Annotated in this window: 15 protein-coding genes; 7 read left to right on the top strand and 8 right to left on the bottom strand. The window is 67.3% G+C overall.

What is annotated here, in order from left to right; all coding sequences use genetic code 11:
• Nucleotides 1-2: 2 nt before the first annotated feature.
• The 5 genes from waaF to GBG68_RS05245 form a co-directional block, all read right to left on the bottom strand.
• A complete protein-coding gene (waaF, locus tag GBG68_RS05265) occupies nt 3-1,013 on the bottom strand; it encodes a lipopolysaccharide heptosyltransferase II (RefSeq protein ID WP_226801664.1) in 1,011 nt (336 codons plus the stop codon).
• A gap of 9 nt (nt 1,014-1,022) precedes the next feature.
• Nucleotides 1,023-1,286: a zinc-finger domain-containing protein gene (locus GBG68_RS05260; protein ID WP_152145878.1), complete on the bottom strand. Its 264-nt coding sequence runs from the start codon at nt 1,284-1,286 to the stop codon at nt 1,023-1,025.
• Between the two features lie 20 nt (nt 1,287-1,306).
• A complete protein-coding gene (locus GBG68_RS05255) occupies nt 1,307-2,233 on the bottom strand; it encodes a branched-chain amino acid transaminase (RefSeq protein WP_152145877.1) in 927 nt (308 codons plus the stop codon).
• Between the two features lie 14 nt (nt 2,234-2,247).
• Nucleotides 2,248-5,145, bottom strand: coding sequence for a bifunctional [glutamate--ammonia ligase]-adenylyl-L-tyrosine phosphorylase/[glutamate--ammonia-ligase] adenylyltransferase (gene glnE, locus GBG68_RS05250; protein ID WP_152145876.1), 2,898 nt, complete (start codon nt 5,143-5,145; stop codon nt 2,248-2,250).
• Between the two features lie 91 nt (nt 5,146-5,236).
• A complete protein-coding gene (locus tag GBG68_RS05245) occupies nt 5,237-6,733 on the bottom strand; it encodes a SulP family inorganic anion transporter (protein ID WP_152145875.1) in 1,497 nt (498 codons plus the stop codon).
• 387 nt (nt 6,734-7,120) lie between these two features.
• Between GBG68_RS05245 and GBG68_RS05240 the strand changes: the two genes are divergently transcribed.
• Nucleotides 7,121-7,588, top strand: coding sequence for a universal stress protein (locus GBG68_RS05240; protein WP_152145874.1), 468 nt, complete (start codon nt 7,121-7,123; stop codon nt 7,586-7,588).
• A 395-nt stretch (nt 7,589-7,983) separates the two neighbouring features.
• Here GBG68_RS05240 and groL read toward each other — a convergent pair whose 3' ends face one another.
• Both groL and groES read right to left on the bottom strand, forming a co-directional pair.
• Entirely contained in the window at nt 7,984-9,636 is a 1,653-nt protein-coding gene (gene groL, locus GBG68_RS05235) for a chaperonin GroEL (RefSeq protein WP_152145873.1), read from the bottom strand.
• Nucleotides 9,637-9,695: 59 nt separating this feature from the next.
• Nucleotides 9,696-9,986 (bottom strand): co-chaperone GroES, encoded by a 291-nt coding sequence (groES, locus tag GBG68_RS05230; protein ID WP_152145872.1) that lies wholly within the window; start codon nt 9,984-9,986, stop codon nt 9,696-9,698.
• Between the two features lie 292 nt (nt 9,987-10,278).
• Here groES and cutA point away from each other — a divergent pair, with 292 nt between their 5' ends.
• From cutA to accC, 6 genes are all read left to right on the top strand, one after another.
• Nucleotides 10,279-10,614, top strand: coding sequence for a divalent-cation tolerance protein CutA (gene cutA / locus GBG68_RS05225; RefSeq protein ID WP_152145871.1), 336 nt, complete (start codon nt 10,279-10,281; stop codon nt 10,612-10,614).
• Entirely contained in the window at nt 10,611-12,452 is a 1,842-nt protein-coding gene (gene dsbD, locus GBG68_RS05220) for a protein-disulfide reductase DsbD (protein WP_152145870.1), read from the top strand. Before cutA ends, dsbD begins: the two co-directional genes overlap by 4 nt.
• Complete coding sequence (locus tag GBG68_RS05215) at nt 12,449-12,964, top strand: TlpA family protein disulfide reductase (protein ID WP_152145869.1); 516 nt, start codon at nt 12,449-12,451, stop codon at nt 12,962-12,964. Before dsbD ends, GBG68_RS05215 begins: the two co-directional genes overlap by 4 nt.
• 159 nt (nt 12,965-13,123) lie before the next feature.
• Entirely contained in the window at nt 13,124-13,570 is a 447-nt protein-coding gene (gene aroQ, locus GBG68_RS05210; RefSeq protein ID WP_152145868.1) for a type II 3-dehydroquinate dehydratase, read from the top strand.
• Nucleotides 13,571-13,576: 6 nt separating this feature from the next.
• Entirely contained in the window at nt 13,577-14,041 is a 465-nt protein-coding gene (accB, locus tag GBG68_RS05205) for an acetyl-CoA carboxylase biotin carboxyl carrier protein (RefSeq protein ID WP_152145867.1), read from the top strand.
• Nucleotides 14,042-14,063: 22 nt separating this feature from the next.
• Entirely contained in the window at nt 14,064-15,407 is a 1,344-nt protein-coding gene (gene accC, locus GBG68_RS05200; protein WP_152145866.1) for an acetyl-CoA carboxylase biotin carboxylase subunit, read from the top strand.
• 144 nt (nt 15,408-15,551) lie between these two features.
• Here the strand turns inward: accC and GBG68_RS05195 are convergent, their stop codons facing one another.
• Nucleotides 15,552-16,340, bottom strand: coding sequence for a sulfite exporter TauE/SafE family protein (locus tag GBG68_RS05195; protein ID WP_152145865.1), 789 nt, complete (start codon nt 16,338-16,340; stop codon nt 15,552-15,554).
• Nucleotides 16,341-16,447 lie beyond the last annotated feature (107 nt).

Below are 16,447 nucleotides of genomic sequence, written 5' to 3'. Positions count from 1 at the left end.
CTTCACCGCGGCAACTGCGCCAGCACCTGCTCCGGCGTGATCTCGCGCAGACAGCGCAGATGCCCCAGCGGGCACTCCCGCTTGAAGCAGGGGCTGCAGGACAGGCCGCGGCGCAGGATGCGGGCCTCATCGTTCAGCGGCGGGGTAAAGCCCGGGTCGGAGGAGCCGTACAGCGCCACCAAGGGTCGCTGCAGGGCCGCCGCCACGTGCATCAGGCCGGAATCGTTACTGACCACCGCGCTGGCCACCGACATCAGATCAATGGCCTCGGCCAGGCTGGTCTCGCCGGCCAGATCGGCGCAGCGTCCGCCGCTCAGGCGGTCGATCTGCGCGGACACCTCGCGATCCTTGTGGGAGCCGAAGATCCACACCTGCCAGCCCCGGGCAAGGTGCGCGCGCGCCAGCTCGGCGAAATACCCCACCGGCCAGCGCTTGGCCGGTCCGTACTCGGCTCCGGGGCAAAGCGCCAGCACCGGTGCTTCGCTCTCCAGCGCCAGGCGCGCGCGCGCCGCAGCCACGCCGTCGGCCTCCACCACCAGGCGGGGTGCGTCAATGCGTGGCGGCTGCGGTGCATCGGCGGGCTCGGCCAGTGCCACGAAACGCTCCACCGTGCGCTGCAGCCGTTGCTTGTCCAGCGCGCGCGGCTCGGTGAGCAGGCCGTAGCGCGCTTCGCCGCGATAGCCCACCCGCCGGCGGATGCCGGCCCAGTACGGCACCAGAGCGGATTTCAGGGAATTGGGCAGGACGAGGGCATCGGTATAGGCACGGGCCCGCAGTTCACGCCCCAGCCGGCGACGCAGACCCAGCTGCAGCTGGCCGTGCCCCAAGGGCATGGTCAGCGCCTGGTTGACCTGGGGCATGCGCGCGAGCAGCGGCTCGGTCCAGCCCGGCGCGAGCACGTCGATCACCGCCTGCGGCTGCGTCTCGCGCAGGCGCATGAACAGACTCTGGGCCATGACCATGTCGCCGACCCAGGACGGGCCGACGACCAGATAACGAGGAGCGTCCGTCAAAACGGGCGCTTAGCGCGGCGCTTCCCGGCGATGCTGACGCTGTACCTCCAGGGGCTTTTCCTGGAAGTCCTTGAGCACGTATTCGGCGCCGCAATACATGCAGCGCCCCTCGCCGGTCTTGTGCAGCGGGATGTAGACCTTGGGGTGGGAGTTCCACAGGTACATGCCCGGCATGGGGCAGGTCAGCGGCAGATCCGCGGCGGCCACCTCGTAGCGGTTGGCCGCGTTGGGCTGGATCAGATCGTCGCGCTCGTAGGTGTGCGGGTTGGGCACGGCAGTCTCCTGAAACTCTCTCAGTCCACGTAGGCAAGCCACTCGGGATAGGTGTCCCGGCGGCCTTCCACCTGATCGAAATACAGCCGCTGCAGCTGCGTGGTCAGCGGCCCGCGGCCGCCGGCGCCGATGCTGCGCCCGTCCAGCTCGCGGATAGGGGTGACCTCGGCGGCGGTGCCGGTGAAGAAGGCCTCGTCGGCGATGTACACCTCGTCGCGGGTGATGCGCTTCTCCACCACCTGCAGGCCCAGTTCCTCGCGGGCCAGGCGAATGACGGTGTCGCGGGTGATGCCCTCCAGCACCGAACCCAGCGCCGGGGTGTAGAGCACGCCGTCGCGCACCAGGAAGAAGTTCTCGCCGGAGCCCTCGGCCACGTAGCCGTCGGCGTCCAGCAGCAACGCCTCGTCATAGCCACTGGATTCAGCTTCCTGCAGCGCCATGATGGAGTTGATGTAGGCGCCGTTGGACTTGGCCCGGCACATGTTGGAGTTCACATGGTGGCGGGTGTAGGAGGAGGTCTTGATGCGGATGCCCCGCTCCATGTTCTCCGCACCCAGGTACGCGCCCCATTCCCAGGCGGCGACGATCATGTGCACTTCCAGGTTGTGGGCATGCAGGCCCATGCCCTCGGAGCCGTAGAAGCACATGGGCCGGATATAGGCGCTCTCCAGACCGTTCTCGCGCACCGCCGCGAGGCAGGCGCGGTTGATCTCCTCGGCGCTCCAGGGGATGTCGATACCGAGGATCTTGCCGGAATTGAGCAGCCGCCGGGTGTGCTCCTCGAGCCGGAAGATGGCCGTGCCCCGGGGCGTCTTGTAGGCACGGATGCCCTCGAATACGCCGACGCCGTAATGCAGGGTATGGGTGAGCACATGGACCTTGGCATCACGCCAGGGCACGAACTCGCCATCGAACCAGATGACGCCGTCGCGATCATCCATCGTCATGGGCAGGGATCTCCTCAGTCAGCACCGGACGCGCCGTCCGGCTCACTTGCCTCTTCCATCAAGCGCCCCCAAAGCGCGCTTACGGCCTGGCGGTACTCGGTAAACTCGTCGGCGGCGACACGGGCCAACTGGCCCTGCAGGGTCAGCCGGTGCACCTTGGCGCGATAGGCCCGGTAGGCGTCGGCCAGCAGCACGGCATCTTCGCTGTTCAGCCAACCGACCTCGGCCAGCGCGTCCAGCAGGCGGATATTGTCCGTGTATCGCAGCAGTTGCGGGTGTCGGGCCGCCCCCGACAGAACGCCATATTGCACCACAAACTCGATATCAGCGATAGCGCCGCGGTCCTGCTTCAGGTCAAACTCATTCGCGCCACCCGTGGCCAGCTGGCCACGCATGCGCTCGCGCATCTCCCGCACCTCCCGGCGCAGCACGTTCGGCGCGCGCTCCCGACACAGGGTCTCGCGGCGGACCGCCTCGAAACCCTCGCCCAGCCGCGCATTGCCCGCCACGTAGCGGGCCCGCACCAGGGCCTGGTGCTCCCAGGTCCAGGCCTTGTCCCGCTGATACTCGGCGAACGCGTCCAGTCCGATGGTGAGCAGGCCGGACTCGCCGCTGGGGCGCAGCCGGGTATCCACGTCGTAAAGGGTGCCCCCCGGCGTGGTGGTGCCCAGTATGTGGATGATGCGCTGGGTGAGCCGGGCGAAGAACACGGCGTTGTCCAGACAACGCTCGCCGTCAGTGCCCAGCGGCTCCCCCTCGGCCTCGTAGAGAAACACCAGGTCCAGATCGGACCCATAGCCGAGCTCGATACCACCGAGCTTGCCATAGGCGACGATGCCAAAGCCCGGCTCTCGCCGCTCGCCGTCGACCTCCACCCGCGGGCGGCCGTAGCGGGCGCTGATCTGCGCATAGGCCAGCGCCAGCACCTGCTCGACCAGGGCCTCCGCCAACCAGGTCAGGTAGTCGCTGACCACCATCAGCGGCACCGCGCCACTGATGTCCGCGGCAGCCACCCGCAGGGTGTTGGTCTGCTGGAACAGCCGCAGCAGCTCCATGGTCTGCTCCTGATCCAGCGGATCCACGCCGGCGAGCCGGTGCGAGAGCTCTTCGGCGAGCGCGTCGCGCTTGAGCGGCGCGTAGAGCGTGCGCGGATCCAGCAGCTCGTCCAGCAGCAGGGGGTGGCGGGCCAGATACCGCGCGATCCAGCTGCTGCCGGCGCACAGCCGCACCAGCTGGGAGAGCGCCATGGGGTGCTCCACCAGCAGGGAGAGATAGGCGGTGCGCCGGGCGATGGCTTCCAGCATCTCGAGGATGCGGGCCAGGGTCTCATCGGGGCCGGACGCGGCACCAATGGCGCCGAGCAGCAACGGCATCAGCCGGGCCAGCCGAGCGCGCCCCTGGGTGCTCAACGCACGGGCGGCGGAGCTCCCCCGGAAAGCCGCGACCCGGCGCAGGGCCTCCACCGGGTCGCCGAAGCCCTGCTGCTCCAGCACCACGGTGGCGGCCTGCTCGTCCAGTTCGCCCCGCCAGAGCTCGGCGAGCAAATTGCGCTCCTCGCCTTCCGCCTGCGGAGCCACGAAGACCTGATCGAAACCGTCCTGCACCGCGCGGCGATGATGATCCAACGCTTCCCGAAACCGCTCCCAGCTGTCGAATCCCATGGCATAGGCCAGACGGACGCGCTCGCGCTCGAGCACTGGCAGGTCATGAGTCTGGCGGTCGTTCACCGCCTGCAGGCGGTTCTCGACCCGGCGCAGGAACACATAGGCTTCCTGCAGCTCGCCCACCGCCCGGGGCGGGAGAGTGTCCGTCTCGCCCAGGTGCGCGAGCACCGGCAGTATGCGCCGCTCTCGCAGGGCCGGCTCGCGCCCGCCGCGGATCAACTGGAAGGCCTGACCGATGAACTCGATCTCGCGGATACCGCCGCGGCTGAGCTTGACGTTACCCTCCAGCCCCCGGCGCGCCACCTCGCGCATGATCATCGCCTTCATGGCACGCAACTCTTCCAGCGCGCCGTAGTCCAGGTACCGGCGATAGACGAAGGGGCGCAGCATCTCCAGCAACTCGGCGCCGGCCTGGTAGTCGCCACCCACCGGGCGGGCCTTGATGAAGGCGTAGCGTTCCCACTCCCGGCCCTGGTGCTGGTAGTAATGTTCCAACGCATCGAAACTCGCCGCCAGGGGGCCGCTGGCGCCGTAGGGACGCAGACGCATGTCGACGCGGAACACCTGCCCGTCGGAGGTGGTGGCATCCAGGGCGGTGATCAGCCGCCGACCCAGGCGGGTGAAGAACTCTTCGTTGTCCCGCGGCTTCTTGCCGTCGGTTTCTCCGGGCTCGGGGAAGGCGAAGATCAGGTCGATGTCGGAGGAGAAGTTCAGCTCGCCGCCGCCGAGCTTGCCCATGCCGAGCACCACCATGCGCTGCTCGGTGCCGGCCTCGTTGCGGGGCACGCCCCACTCGGCGCACTGCCAGGCATGCAGGCGGTCGAGGGTGAGATCGATGCAAGTCTCGGCGAGCGCCGACAGATCCCGCAGCACTTCGTCCAGCGCCGCCCAGCCGGCCAGATCCCGCCAGGCGATACGGACCATCTCCCGGCGGCGAAACAGGCGCAGCGCACGAGCCAGGGCCTGTTCCTCAGTAACGCCCTCCAGCAACCGGGCCAAGCGGTCCCGGTAAGCGTCCGCACCGTAGACCAGGCCGAGATCGCCGCTATCGGAGAGCTCGGCGAGCAGGCCGGGCTGGCGCAGGCAGGCGCGGGCGACAAATTCACTGCAGGCCCAGACCCGGGGAAGGCTTTCTCCCACCGCGGGGGCTGCGGGCAGTGTCTGCTCGGCGTGGAAATCCGCCCACCAGCCGGCCACTTGCTCACGCAGGGCGTCGGGGAGCGCTTGGAGGGCCTTGTCCATGCTCATGGGGCGAGCTTACAGCGAAGTCTCGCCCCATGGGAGCGGGCGGCCTACCCGTTAGAGGGTCGGAGGCGCCAGGGAGCCGATCAGCGCCTCCCTAGTGGCCGGCCCCATCGCGACCCGGTTTGTCATAGGCCGCGAGCTTCTCCAACAGCTCCCGCCCCTCGTACTCCGGCGGGATTACGTCCACGTCCGCGCCGCTGCGCCGCAGCTTGCCCACCACCTTGTCCACGGCACCGATGGCGGAGCTGTCCCAGAGCGAAGCGTGGCTGAAGTCCAGGGTCACCTTGGGCACCCCGGCCTGGTAGTCGAAGCCGGCGAGAAAATGGTCCACGGCAACGAAAAACAGCGCGCCGGACACATGATAGGTGCGATGCCGCCCGTCCGCGCTGTCCTCGGCGCGCACATGGATCTGCCGCACCATCTTGCGGGCGAAGAACACCGCACTCAGCAGCACGCCGGCGAACACGCCCTTGGCCAGATCGTGAGTGAGCACCACGGTCGCCACCGTGACGATCAGCACGAAGGCATCGCTGCGGGGCAGCTTCGTCAGCATGGGAATGGAGGTCCAGTCGAAGGTGCTGATGGAGACCATGATCATCACCGCCACCAGCGCGGGCATGGGAATCAGCGACACCCACTCGCCCAGCACCAGGATGAAGAACAGCAGGTAGATGCCCGCGGCCAGCGTGGACAGCCGCCCCCGACCATCGCTTTTGATGTTGATGATGGACTGGCCGATCATCGCGCAGCCCGCCATGCCGCCGAAGCAGCCGGTGACGATATTGGCGATGCCCTGGCCGCGGGACTCGGTGTTCTTGCGGCTGGGCGTATCGGTCAGGTCATCGAGGATGGACGCGGTGAGCAGGGATTCCAGCAGGCCCACCAGCGCCAGGGCGAGGGCCACCGGGAAGATGATCTGCAGCGTCTCCCAGTTGAGCGGCACCGCCGGCAGATGGAAGAAGGGCATGCCGTCAGGCAACTCGCCCATATCCCCCACGGTGCGCACCGGAATGTCGAAGAACACCACCACCACGGTGAGCAGCACGATGGCCACCAGCCCCGGCGGCACCGCGCGGGTGATGTAGGGCAGCCCGTAGAGGATCGCCAGGCCCGCGGCGACGATGACATAGGTGGTCATGCCCAGGCCGACGAAATGCGGCAGCTGCGCCATGAAGATCAGGATGGCCAGGGCGTTGACGAAGCCCAGCATCACCGTGCGCGGTATGAACATCATGTAACGGGCGAGTTTCAGCGCCCCGAAGATGATCTGCAGCACCCCGGTGAGGATGGTCGCGGCGAACAGATACTCCAGCCCATGATCGGCCACCAGGTCGATCATCAACAGCGCCATGGCGCCCGTGGCCGCCGAGATCATCCCCGAGCGCCCCCCGGCGAAGGCGATGGTCACCGCCATGGTGAAGGAGGCGTACAGCCCCACCTTGGGGTCCACCCCGGCGATGATGGAGAAGGCGATGGCCTCGGGGATCAGCGCCAGGGCCACCACGATCCCGGCGATCAGATCACCGCGCACATTGGAGAACCACTGCTGGCGCAGGGTCCAGGAGCCGCGTTTGAAAGTCTGGGACGACATGCACAGTCTCTGCGTTCGGGGCGCACCTGAAGGCGCCGAGTCGGGTTTGACTGGACGGGCCGGAGCCGATTCCGTTCGGTACAGCGGTGTGCGGGGCGGGGGCGCGGATGCGTGGCGCATCTAAACCATCGGGCCTTGCAGCCGACGGAAACGATCTCGCCGCATGACCGCGGCCTTGACCCGTGACAGGAGGTGGCGAATTCTAGGACTTGTGCTGCGCCGCCGCAAGCGCGGCGGGCAAAAAGCGCTGGAAAGCGGCGCACGCAGACGCGACACTGGAGCCCAAGCAACAAGGCAGCACCCGGGCGCGCAGGCAGCGCTTCGGCGCGCCCTGTAGCTGCCGCCGCCCCTGTAACAGATGCCCCAGACCAAGGGAGTTTCAACACAATGCTGCGACGCATACTCGTCCCCGTGGACTTCTCCCGGGCTTCCGCCTGCGCACTGGCCGTGGCTCGGGACTACTGCCCGGAGGGCGCCACCGTGCGCCTGCTGCATGTGCTGAACCCCAGCGAACTGGCCTCCAGGACGGCCGAACCGAAGATCAACCCCATGCACGCCAAGGAAATCCGCGGCGAAGCGGAACAGCAGGCCCGGGACCGGCTCGAGGCCTGGGCACTGGATGGTGAGGAGATCGCCCTGGAGATCGGCAAGGCTGCGGAGAAAATCAGTGAGCACGCGGACGCCTGGGAGGCCGACATGATCGCCATGGGCACCGGCAGCCGCACGGGCCTGGCGCACTTTCTCCACGGCTCCGCCACCGAATGGCTGGTGCGCCATGCCCGTCAGCCGGTACTGGCGGTGCACGAGGTGGACCTGCACGAGGATCAGCGCCGCCACCTGCCGCCGCTGGATTGAACACCGAAGCCGCAGGGCGGCGCCCCGCGGACGGCAACGCAAGCCGGGCACCGCGCACCTCACCCTGACCCGGCCCCCGATTGCTGGTGGAACGCCCACCGGCGCGTGAAGGCCCTGGCGGCGGCTGTCGATGCAGCCGAGCATCGCAGCCGGAAGGGGATTCGCGAGAAGCGCAGGGGAGCGCCGGGCGCAGCCCGGTGCCAAATCGTGGTCCGCCGCCGGCCGTACCCGCCCCAGGTTCCGCGCCGAGAGGGTCCGCGCCAAGCCTGCCGGCCCGCCTGGCATCACCATCGAGGGATCTGTGGGTTCTCCCGCCAACCCGCGAAGCACAATAAAAAACCCCGCGCCGGGGCGCGGGGTTTTCGGGGCTCAGGCCTGGGGCCTGGGGACCGGGCTTACATCATGCCGCCCATGCCACCCATGCCGCCCATGCCACCCATATCGGGCATGCCGCCGCCTTCGCCTTCTTCCTTCGGCGCCTCGGCAACCATGCACTCGGTGGTGATCATCAGGCCGGACACGGAAGCCGCGTTCTGCAGCGCCGAGCGGGTAACCTTGGTCGGGTCCAGGATCCCCAGCTCGACCATGTCGCCGTACTCGCCGGTCTGGGCGTTGTAACCGTAGTTGCCTTCACCCTTGCGAACGGCATCCACCACCACGGAACCTTCACCGCCGGCGTTCTGCACGATGGTGCGCAGCGGCGCCTCGATGGCCCGGCGGATGATGTCGATGCCCACATCCTGGTCGTGGTTGTCGCCCTTGAGGCTCTCCAGCGCGTGCTGGGCACGGATCAGGGCCACACCGCCACCGGGGACGATGCCTTCTTCCACCGCGGCGCGGGTGGCGTGCAGGGCATCCTCGACGCGGGCCTTCTTCTCCTTCATTTCCATCTCGGTGGCGGCACCCACCTTGATCACGGCCACGCCGCCGGCGAGCTTGGCCACCCGCTCCTGCAGCTTCTCCTTGTCGTAGTCGGAGGTCGCTTCCTCGATCTGGGCACGGATCTGATCGACCCGGGCCTTGATGTCTTCGTTGCGACCAGCGCCGTCGACGATGGTGGTGTTCTCCTTGGTGATCTGCACCTTCTTGGCGCTGCCCAGGTCGTCCAGGGAGGCCTTCTCCAGGGACAGGCCCACTTCCTCGGAGATCACGGTGCCGCCGGTGAGCACGGCCAGGTCCTGCAGCATGGCCTTGCGACGATCACCGAAGCCGGGCGCCTTGACGGCGGCGACCTTGACGATGCCGCGGATGCTGTTGACCACCAGGGTGGCCAGGGCTTCGCCTTCCACGTCCTCGGCCACGATCAGCAGCGGACGGTTGGACTTGGCGACACCTTCCAGAATCGGCAGCAGCTCGCGGATGTTGGAGATCTTCTTGTCGAAGAGCAGGACGTAGGCGTCCTCCAGCTCCGCGGACATGCTCTGCTGGTTGTTGATGAAGTAGGGGCTGAGGTAGCCGCGATCGAACTGCATGCCCTCGACCACGTCCAGCTCGTTCTCCAGGCCGGAGCCTTCCTCGACGGTGATCACGCCTTCCTTGCCGACCTTCTGCATGGCATCGGCGATGATGCGGCCGATGACCTCGTCGGAGTTGGCGGAGATGGAGCCGACCTGAGCGATGGTCCGGTCGTCCTCGCAGGGCTTGGACAGGGTGGCCAGCTGCTCGGTCAGGGTAAGCACGGCCTTGTCGATGCCACGCTTGAGATCCATCGGGTTCATGCCCGCGGCCACGGCCTTCATGCCTTCACGCAGGATGGCCTGGGCCAGCACGGTGGCGGTGGTGGTGCCGTCACCGGCCACATCGGAAGTCTGGGAGGCGACTTCCTTGACCATCTGGGCGCCCATGTTCTCGAACTTGTCCTTGAGTTCGATTTCCTTGGCGACGGACACGCCGTCCTTGGTCACGGTGGGAGCGCCGAAGCTCTTGTCCAGCACCACGTTGCGACCGCGGGGGCCCAGGGTGACCTTCACGGCGTTGGCCAGGGTGTTGACGCCGGCGACCATGCGGTGGCGCGCGTCATCGGAGAAGCGTACGTCTTTCGCAGCCATTGTTCGTTAGACCTCTAGAATATGTTGTTCAGTGAGCTTGTGTGGCGCGCGGGGCGTCTTCAGCCCTCGACGACGGCCATGATGTCTTCCTCGCGCATCACGAGGAGATCTTCGCCGCCCACCTTTACCTCGGTGCCGGAGTACTTGCCGAACAGCACCTTGTCGCCAACCTTCACGTCCAGCGCGCGCTGCTCGCCGTTGTCCAGCATCTTGCCGTTGCCCACGGCGACCACCTCACCCTGGACGGGCTTCTCGGTGGCGCTGTCCGGGATCACGATCCCGCCGGGCGAGGTGCGCTCTTCTTCTACGCGCTTGATGATCACGCGATCATGCAAAGGACGAATGTTCATCGGGGTCAATCTCCCTATCTTCGGGTCTGAAGACTTACATCTAGTGTTTTCGCTTCGGCGACTGTTAGCACTCGCCTCAGGTGAGTGCTAATGATAGACACGCAAAAAGCCCTGTCAAGCACCCCTCCCGGGATTCGCGGGGAACCTTCGGAGCATGCTCGGGTCAATGGCTGCGGGTGCAATCACTCACAGGCCGCGCAGACCCAAGGGAATTGAACAGTGCCTCCCTAGCCCGGGACGTGGCTACCGCGGTGTTACAATTCAAGCCGCACCCACGCAGGAGACTTGACCCATGAGCAGCGAGCATTTGGTGCTGTTGTGCACCTGCCCGGACACCGGGACCGCCGAGGAGATCGCCAACACCCTGGTGGAGTACGGCGAGGCGGCCTGCGCCAACATCGTCCCGGGCCTGACCTCCATCTACGCCTGGCAGGGCAAGGTGGAGCGAGATCAGGAAGTGCTGCTGATCATCAAGACCGTCGCCGGCGCCTACCGCAAGGCGGAACAGACCATCCAGCGCCTGCACCCTTACGAGGTGCCCGAGATCATTGCCCTTCCGGTGGCCAAGGGGCTGAGCGACTATCTGCATTGGATCACCCTGCAGACCGACCAGCGCAAGCCCTCATGAATCGCACGCTGGTCTTCATCGGCTGTCTGCTGTTCGCCCTGTTCGGGCAATCCGCGGCCGGGCAGAGCCTGTTCGGCGGCAAATCCCAGGGTGACCTGCCGCTGCCGGTGGAAGAAGCCTTTCCGCTGGATGTGCGTCTGCTCGCCGCCGATCGCATCGAGCTGCGCTGGGACATTGCCCCGGACTATTACCTGTACCGTGACAAGCTACGCTTCGAACTGAACGGCGAACAGGCTGACCTGGCCGCGGTGCAACTGCCCGACGGCACGGTCACCGAGGACGAATTCTTCGGTCGCACCGAAATCTACGACCTCCCCGTCACCATGGCGCTGCAGCTGGCCGAACCGCTGACCCGTCAGAGCACCCTCACGGTGCACTACCAGGGTTGCTGGAAGCGTGGCATCTGCTACCCGCCCAGCACCCACGAAGCGAGCCTCACACCCGAGGGCGTCGGCACCGCGCCCGACAGCGCGCCGGCCTCGGCCAGCGCCGGCGCTCTGGCAGGCACCGGCGTGCTGGGCAGTCTGCTCAGCGAGGGCAGCCTGCCCGCGATCCTGGGCGGCTTCTTCGTCGCCGGCCTGCTGCTCGCCTTCACCGCCTGCCTGTACCCCATGATCCCCATCCTCTCCGGGCTGATCGCCGGGGATCGTCACCGACGCGGCGGCGCGCGGGCCTTCTGGCTCTCGCTCATCTACGTGGAGGCCAGCGCCATCACCTACGCCATCGCCGGCATGCTGGCGGGACTGAGCGGCCGGGCGGTGCAGGCGGACCTGCAGGGCCCCTGGGTGCTGGGCGGTTTCGCCGCGCTGTTCGTGTTGCTGGCGCTGTCCATGTTCGGGCTCTACGAGCTGCAACTACCCAGCCGCTGGCAGACCCGGATCAATGAACTCTCGCGACGCCAACGCGGCGGCAGCGTCCTGGGCGTGGCCATCATGGGGGCACTGTCGGCACTGATCGTCGGCGCCTGCTCGGGCCCCGCCCTGATCGCCGCCCTGGCCTTCATCGCCACCACCGAGAACCTCTGGCTGGGGGGCCTGGCGCTGTTCGTGCTGGCCAACGGCATGGGCGCGCCGCTGTTGCTCATCGGCACCGCCGCCGGGCGCTGGTTGCCCCGGGCCGGCGCCTGGATGACGCGCGTCAAGCAGGTCTTCGGTGTGTTGTTCCTGGTGGTGGCACTATGGATGCTGGAGCGCCTCCTGGACCCGGCCATCGCGCTGGGGCTGTGGGGCGCCTTGCTGATCGGCGTGGCCGTGTATCTGGGGGCGCTGGATCGGCTCGGCCCGGCCAGCGGCGGCTGGCCCCGGGCGCGCAAGAGCGCCGGGCTGGTACTGCTGATCTGGGGTGCGCTGCTGCTGGTGGGGGCGGCCTCGGGGCGGGATGACATCTGGCGACCGCTCGTCGCGCTGAGCAGTCCCGGCGACGGCCAGGCCGTGTCCGCGCCGCAAGGCACCGGAACGGATGCCCTGGGCTTCGTCAACGTGGCCAGCCGCGCGGAACTGCACGATGCCCTGCGCCGCGCCAGGGCGGCCGGCCAACCGGCACTGATCGACGTCTACGCCGACTGGTGTGTTTATTGTGTGCAACTGGAACGGCGCACTTTCCCCGACCCCGCGGTGCGCCAGGCTCTGGAAGGAGCACTGATGCTGCGGGTGGACGTCACCGCCATGGACGCCACCGACAAGGCGCTGCTGGACGAACTGCAGGTCTTCCTGCCGCCGGCGGTGCTGTTCATCGACCCCAGCGGCCAAGAGCGGGGCGATTACCGGGTGCTCGGCTTCATGGGGCCGGAAGAGTTCGCCCGCCACAGCCGCGAGGCGCTGGGAGGAACCAGCCTGTGACCGTGAATCGTCTGCTGATCCCGGCGCTGCTCCTGCTGCTGGCCCTGGCGGCCGCCTTCGGGGGCCATGCGCTGTGGCGCCAGCTCAATGCCCCCGACCCGGCCGCCACCCCGCTGCCCAATCTCGCCGGCGAGGTGCAGAGTGTTGCCCACTGGCAGGGCCAGCCTCGGGTGGTGAATTTCTGGGCCAGTTGGTGCCCGCCCTGCGTGAAGGAGATCCCGGTCTTCGTCGCGCTGCAGCAGGACTATGAGGATCAGGGCCTGCAGGTCCTGGGCATCGCCGTGGACCGGGCCGATGCGGCGGCCGCCTTCGCCGAGAAGCTTGAAATGAACTACCCCATCCTCCATGGCGTGCAGGACGCCATGGATCTGATGGCAGCCTGGGGCAACGAGCGCGGCACCCTGCCCTACACTGTGCTGCTGGACGCCCAGGGTCGAGTACAGAAGATATTCGCTCAGGAAGTGACCCGCGCCGACATCGAACCGGCGGTGCGCCGGCTGCTGGCCGAGTAGCCTCGGCCAACCACCTGGTGAACAATTGCGGCGATCTGGCTGGCAACTCCGGGCAACTAGACATCAATCCATAGTTGGTTCAAAATCCCGCCCCGGCGGGACGAAGAAACCCGCGGCATGACTCTCTAACCGCCCACTGCATCGGCTGCGGGGATTCCAATGGCCACGATCCTGGCGCTCAACGGACCGAATCTGAATCTGCTCGGTACGCGCGAGCCGCAGATCTACGGCAGCGACACCCTCGATGACATCAACGCCCGCCTGCGCACCTTGTGCGAGCAGGCCGGCGTGGGTTTTGAAAGCTTCCAGGCCAACGGGGAGCAGCCGCTGGTGGAGCGCATCCATGCGGCGGCGCGGGATGTGGACTTCATCATCTTCAACCCCGCGGCTTTCACGCACACTAGTATCGCCTTGCGCGATGCCCTGCTGGGCGTCGGCATACCGTTCATCGAGCTGCATCTGTCCAACGTCCATGCCCGGGAGGCGTTCCGGCAACGCTCCTACTTCTCGGACGTGGCGCTGGGCGTGATCTGCGGCCTGGGCCCGCAGGGCTACGAACTCGCGCTGCAGGCAGCGCTTCGACACATCGCTTCCCAACAAGGATAAGGCCTCATGGATATTCGCAAGGTAAAACGCCTGATCGAACTGCTGGAAGAGTCCGGCGTCGCCGAGATCGAAATCAAGGAAGGCGAGGAATCGGTACGCATCAGCCGCACGAGCCGTGCCGCCCCCGCCCCGGTACAGCAGTATGCCGCACCGGCGCCCGCCGCGCCGGCACCGGCTGCCCCGGCGCCCGCCGCCGCCGAAGGCAAGGCTGCCGACAGCGCGCCCGGCCTGCCGGCCGGCCACACCATGTGCTCGCCCATGGTCGGCACCTTCTACCGCGCCCCCGCCCCGGGCAGCGCGCCCTTCGTGGAGGAAGGCCAGCGGGTCAAGGCCGGCGACACCCTGTGCATCATCGAAGCGATGAAGATGCTCAACCAGATCGAGGCCGACAAGGATGGCGTGATCGCCGCGGTCCTGGTGGACAACGGCCAGCCGGTGGAATTCGATCAGCCGCTGTTCGTCATCGAATAAGCCCGACAGGGACACTCGCTTCATGTTCGAAAAAATCGTCATTGCCAACCGCGGCGAAATCGCGTTGCGCATTCAGCGCGCCTGCCGCGAGCTGGGCATCAAGACCGTGGCCGTGCACTCCAGCGCGGACCGTGACCTGAAACACGTGCGCCTGGCCGATGAAACGGTCTGCATAGGGCCGCCGCCCTCCTCGGAAAGCTACCTCAATGTGCCGGCGCTGATCAGCGCTGCCGAAGTCACCGACGCCATGGCCATTCACCCCGGCTACGGTTTTCTCGCCGAGAACGCGGACTTCGCCGAGCGAGTGGAGGAGTCCGGCTTCGTATTCATCGGCCCCAGTGCCGAGACCATCCGCGTCATGGGCGACAAGGTCTCGGCGATTCGGGCGATGAAGGAAGCCGGCATTCCCTGCGTGCCCGGCTCCGGTGGCCCCCTGGGGGACGATGTCGACGAGAATCTGCGCATCGCCCGCGAGATCGGCTACCCCGTGATCATCAAGGCCGCCGCCGGCGGCGGCGGGCGCGGCATGCGGGTGGTGCACAGCGAAGCCAACCTGGCCAACGCCGTGAGCATGACCAAGACCGAGGCGCTCAACGGTTTCGGCGACGCCACCGTGTACATGGAGAAGTTCCTGGACAACCCGCGGCACGTGGAAATCCAGGTCCTGGCCGACCAGCACGGCAACGCCATCCACCTGGGCGAGCGGGACTGCTCCATGCAGCGTCGCCACCAGAAGGTGGTGGAAGAGAGCCCGGCGCCGGGTATCACCGAGGAGCAGCGCAGCCGGATCGGCGAGCGCTGCGCCGAGGCCTGCCGCGCCATTGGCTACCGGGGCGCGGGCACCTTCGAGTTCCTCTACCAGGACGGCGAGTTCTACTTCATCGAGATGAACACCCGCGTGCAGGTGGAGCACCCGGTCACCGAGATGGTCACCGGCATCGACATCGTCAAGGAGCAGATCCTGATCGCCGCCGGTGAACCGCTGGGCTATCGCCAGGAGGACGTGGTGTTGCGCGGCCACGCCATCGAGTGCCGCCTGAATGCCGAGGATCCGGAACGTTTCATCCCCTCGCCGGGACGCATCGAGCAGTTCCACGCCCCCGGCGGCCCCGGCGTGCGCGTGGATTCGCACATCTACAACGGCTACTTCGTGCCGCCCCACTACGATTCCATGATCGGCAAGATCATCACCCACGGCGAAACCCGGGAAACCGCCATCGCGCGCATGCGCACGGCGCTGTCCGAAGTGGTGATCAGCGGGATCAAGACCAACATCCCGCTGCAGCAGGACATCATGGCGGATGCGGCCTTCCAGCAAGGCGGCACCAACATCCATTATCTGGAGAAGAAGCTGGACCTGTCCTGAAACCCACACCGCTCCTCGCCATGCAGGAGCGGCTCATGGCCGCGATTCTCCGACCGCCGTGGTTCCGCGGCGTGAAGAATCGCGGCCATGAGCCGCCCCTACAGGCGGCGGTGCACAGGGACCACCCCACGCGGGCCGGGAAGCTCAACCCAGCAGCAAACGCACCGCAATCAACAACAGGAACCCGGCAAACACCCGCTTCAGCAAGAGCTGCGGCAGCCGATGCGCCAGCTTCGCCCCCACCGGCGCGATCAAGGCGCTCATCAGCACGATACCCAGCACCGCCGGCCAATACACATACCCGGTAGCGCCCGCCGGCAAACCCGCCTCGCCCCAACCCGTGACCACGAAGCTCGCCGCGCCCGCCAGCGAGATCGGCAAGCCGCCCGCGGCGGCGGTGCCCACCGCCTGGCGCATGGGCACCCCATGCCAGGCCAGATATGGCACCGTCAAACTACCCCCCCCTATGCCCAGCATGGAGGAGAAAGTGCCGATCACCCCGCCGCCCAGCATCAGCCCCGCCCGCCCCGGAACCTGGCGATGGGGGGCGGGCGCACCGCCGAACAGCATCTGCAGACAGACCGCGACCATGAACACCGCGAATACCCGCTGGAGCGCCGAACCGCTGAGCACATCGGCGATCACCGCCCCCAGCACCACACCGATCACCAGCCCCGCCGCGAGCCGCCGGAACACCGGCCAGAGAATGCCCCCGAGCTTGTGATGCGCCCGCACCGAGGAGAGCGCGGTGATCACGATCGTCGCCAGCGAGGTCCCCACCGCCAAGTGCATACGCACAGCCTGCGGCACCTCCTGCATGCCGAACACGAACAGCAGCACCGACACCACCACCACACCGCCGCCGATCCCGAACAGACCCGAGGTCAACCCCGCAAAGCCGCCGGCGAGCAAATAAATCAACCAGGTTTCCACGAACAATCCCCATTCACACCGCGTGCGCCGCGGCTCGAGCCCAAGCCCCGCGCTTTTCCGTACAATGGAGGCGCGTAGCAGGCACATCATACGCGCAACCCAAGGAG

The organism is Alkalilimnicola sp. S0819 (assembly GCF_009295635.1).
Lineage (GTDB): Bacteria > Pseudomonadota > Gammaproteobacteria > Nitrococcales > WHIW01 > S0819.
Note: the sequence above shows the minus strand (reverse complement) of the source record. Positions and strands in the feature narration are given on the sequence as shown.

Bases quoted from the DNA above. Each gene is read 5' to 3' on its own strand.
- GBG68_RS05245 (WP_152145875.1), bottom strand. From the start codon at position 6,733: ATGTCGTCCCAGACTTTCAAACGCGGCTCCTGGACCCTGCGCCAGCAG.
- GBG68_RS05255 (WP_152145877.1), bottom strand. From the start codon at position 2,233: ATGACGATGGATGATCGCGACGGCGTCATCTGGTTCGATGGCGAGTTC.
- glnE (WP_152145876.1), bottom strand. From the start codon at position 5,145: ATGAGCATGGACAAGGCCCTCCAAGCGCTCCCCGACGCCCTGCGTGAG.
- dsbD (WP_152145870.1), top strand. From the start codon at position 10,611: ATGAATCGCACGCTGGTCTTCATCGGCTGTCTGCTGTTCGCCCTGTTC.
- accC (WP_152145866.1), top strand. From the start codon at position 14,064: ATGTTCGAAAAAATCGTCATTGCCAACCGCGGCGAAATCGCGTTGCGC.
- accB (WP_152145867.1), top strand. From the start codon at position 13,577: ATGGATATTCGCAAGGTAAAACGCCTGATCGAACTGCTGGAAGAGTCC.
- groES (WP_152145872.1), bottom strand. From the start codon at position 9,986: ATGAACATTCGTCCTTTGCATGATCGCGTGATCATCAAGCGCGTAGAA.
- cutA (WP_152145871.1), top strand. From the start codon at position 10,279: ATGAGCAGCGAGCATTTGGTGCTGTTGTGCACCTGCCCGGACACCGGG.
- aroQ (WP_152145868.1), top strand. From the start codon at position 13,124: ATGGCCACGATCCTGGCGCTCAACGGACCGAATCTGAATCTGCTCGGT.
- GBG68_RS05240 (WP_152145874.1), top strand. From the start codon at position 7,121: ATGCTGCGACGCATACTCGTCCCCGTGGACTTCTCCCGGGCTTCCGCC.
- groL (WP_152145873.1), bottom strand. From the start codon at position 9,636: ATGGCTGCGAAAGACGTACGCTTCTCCGATGACGCGCGCCACCGCATG.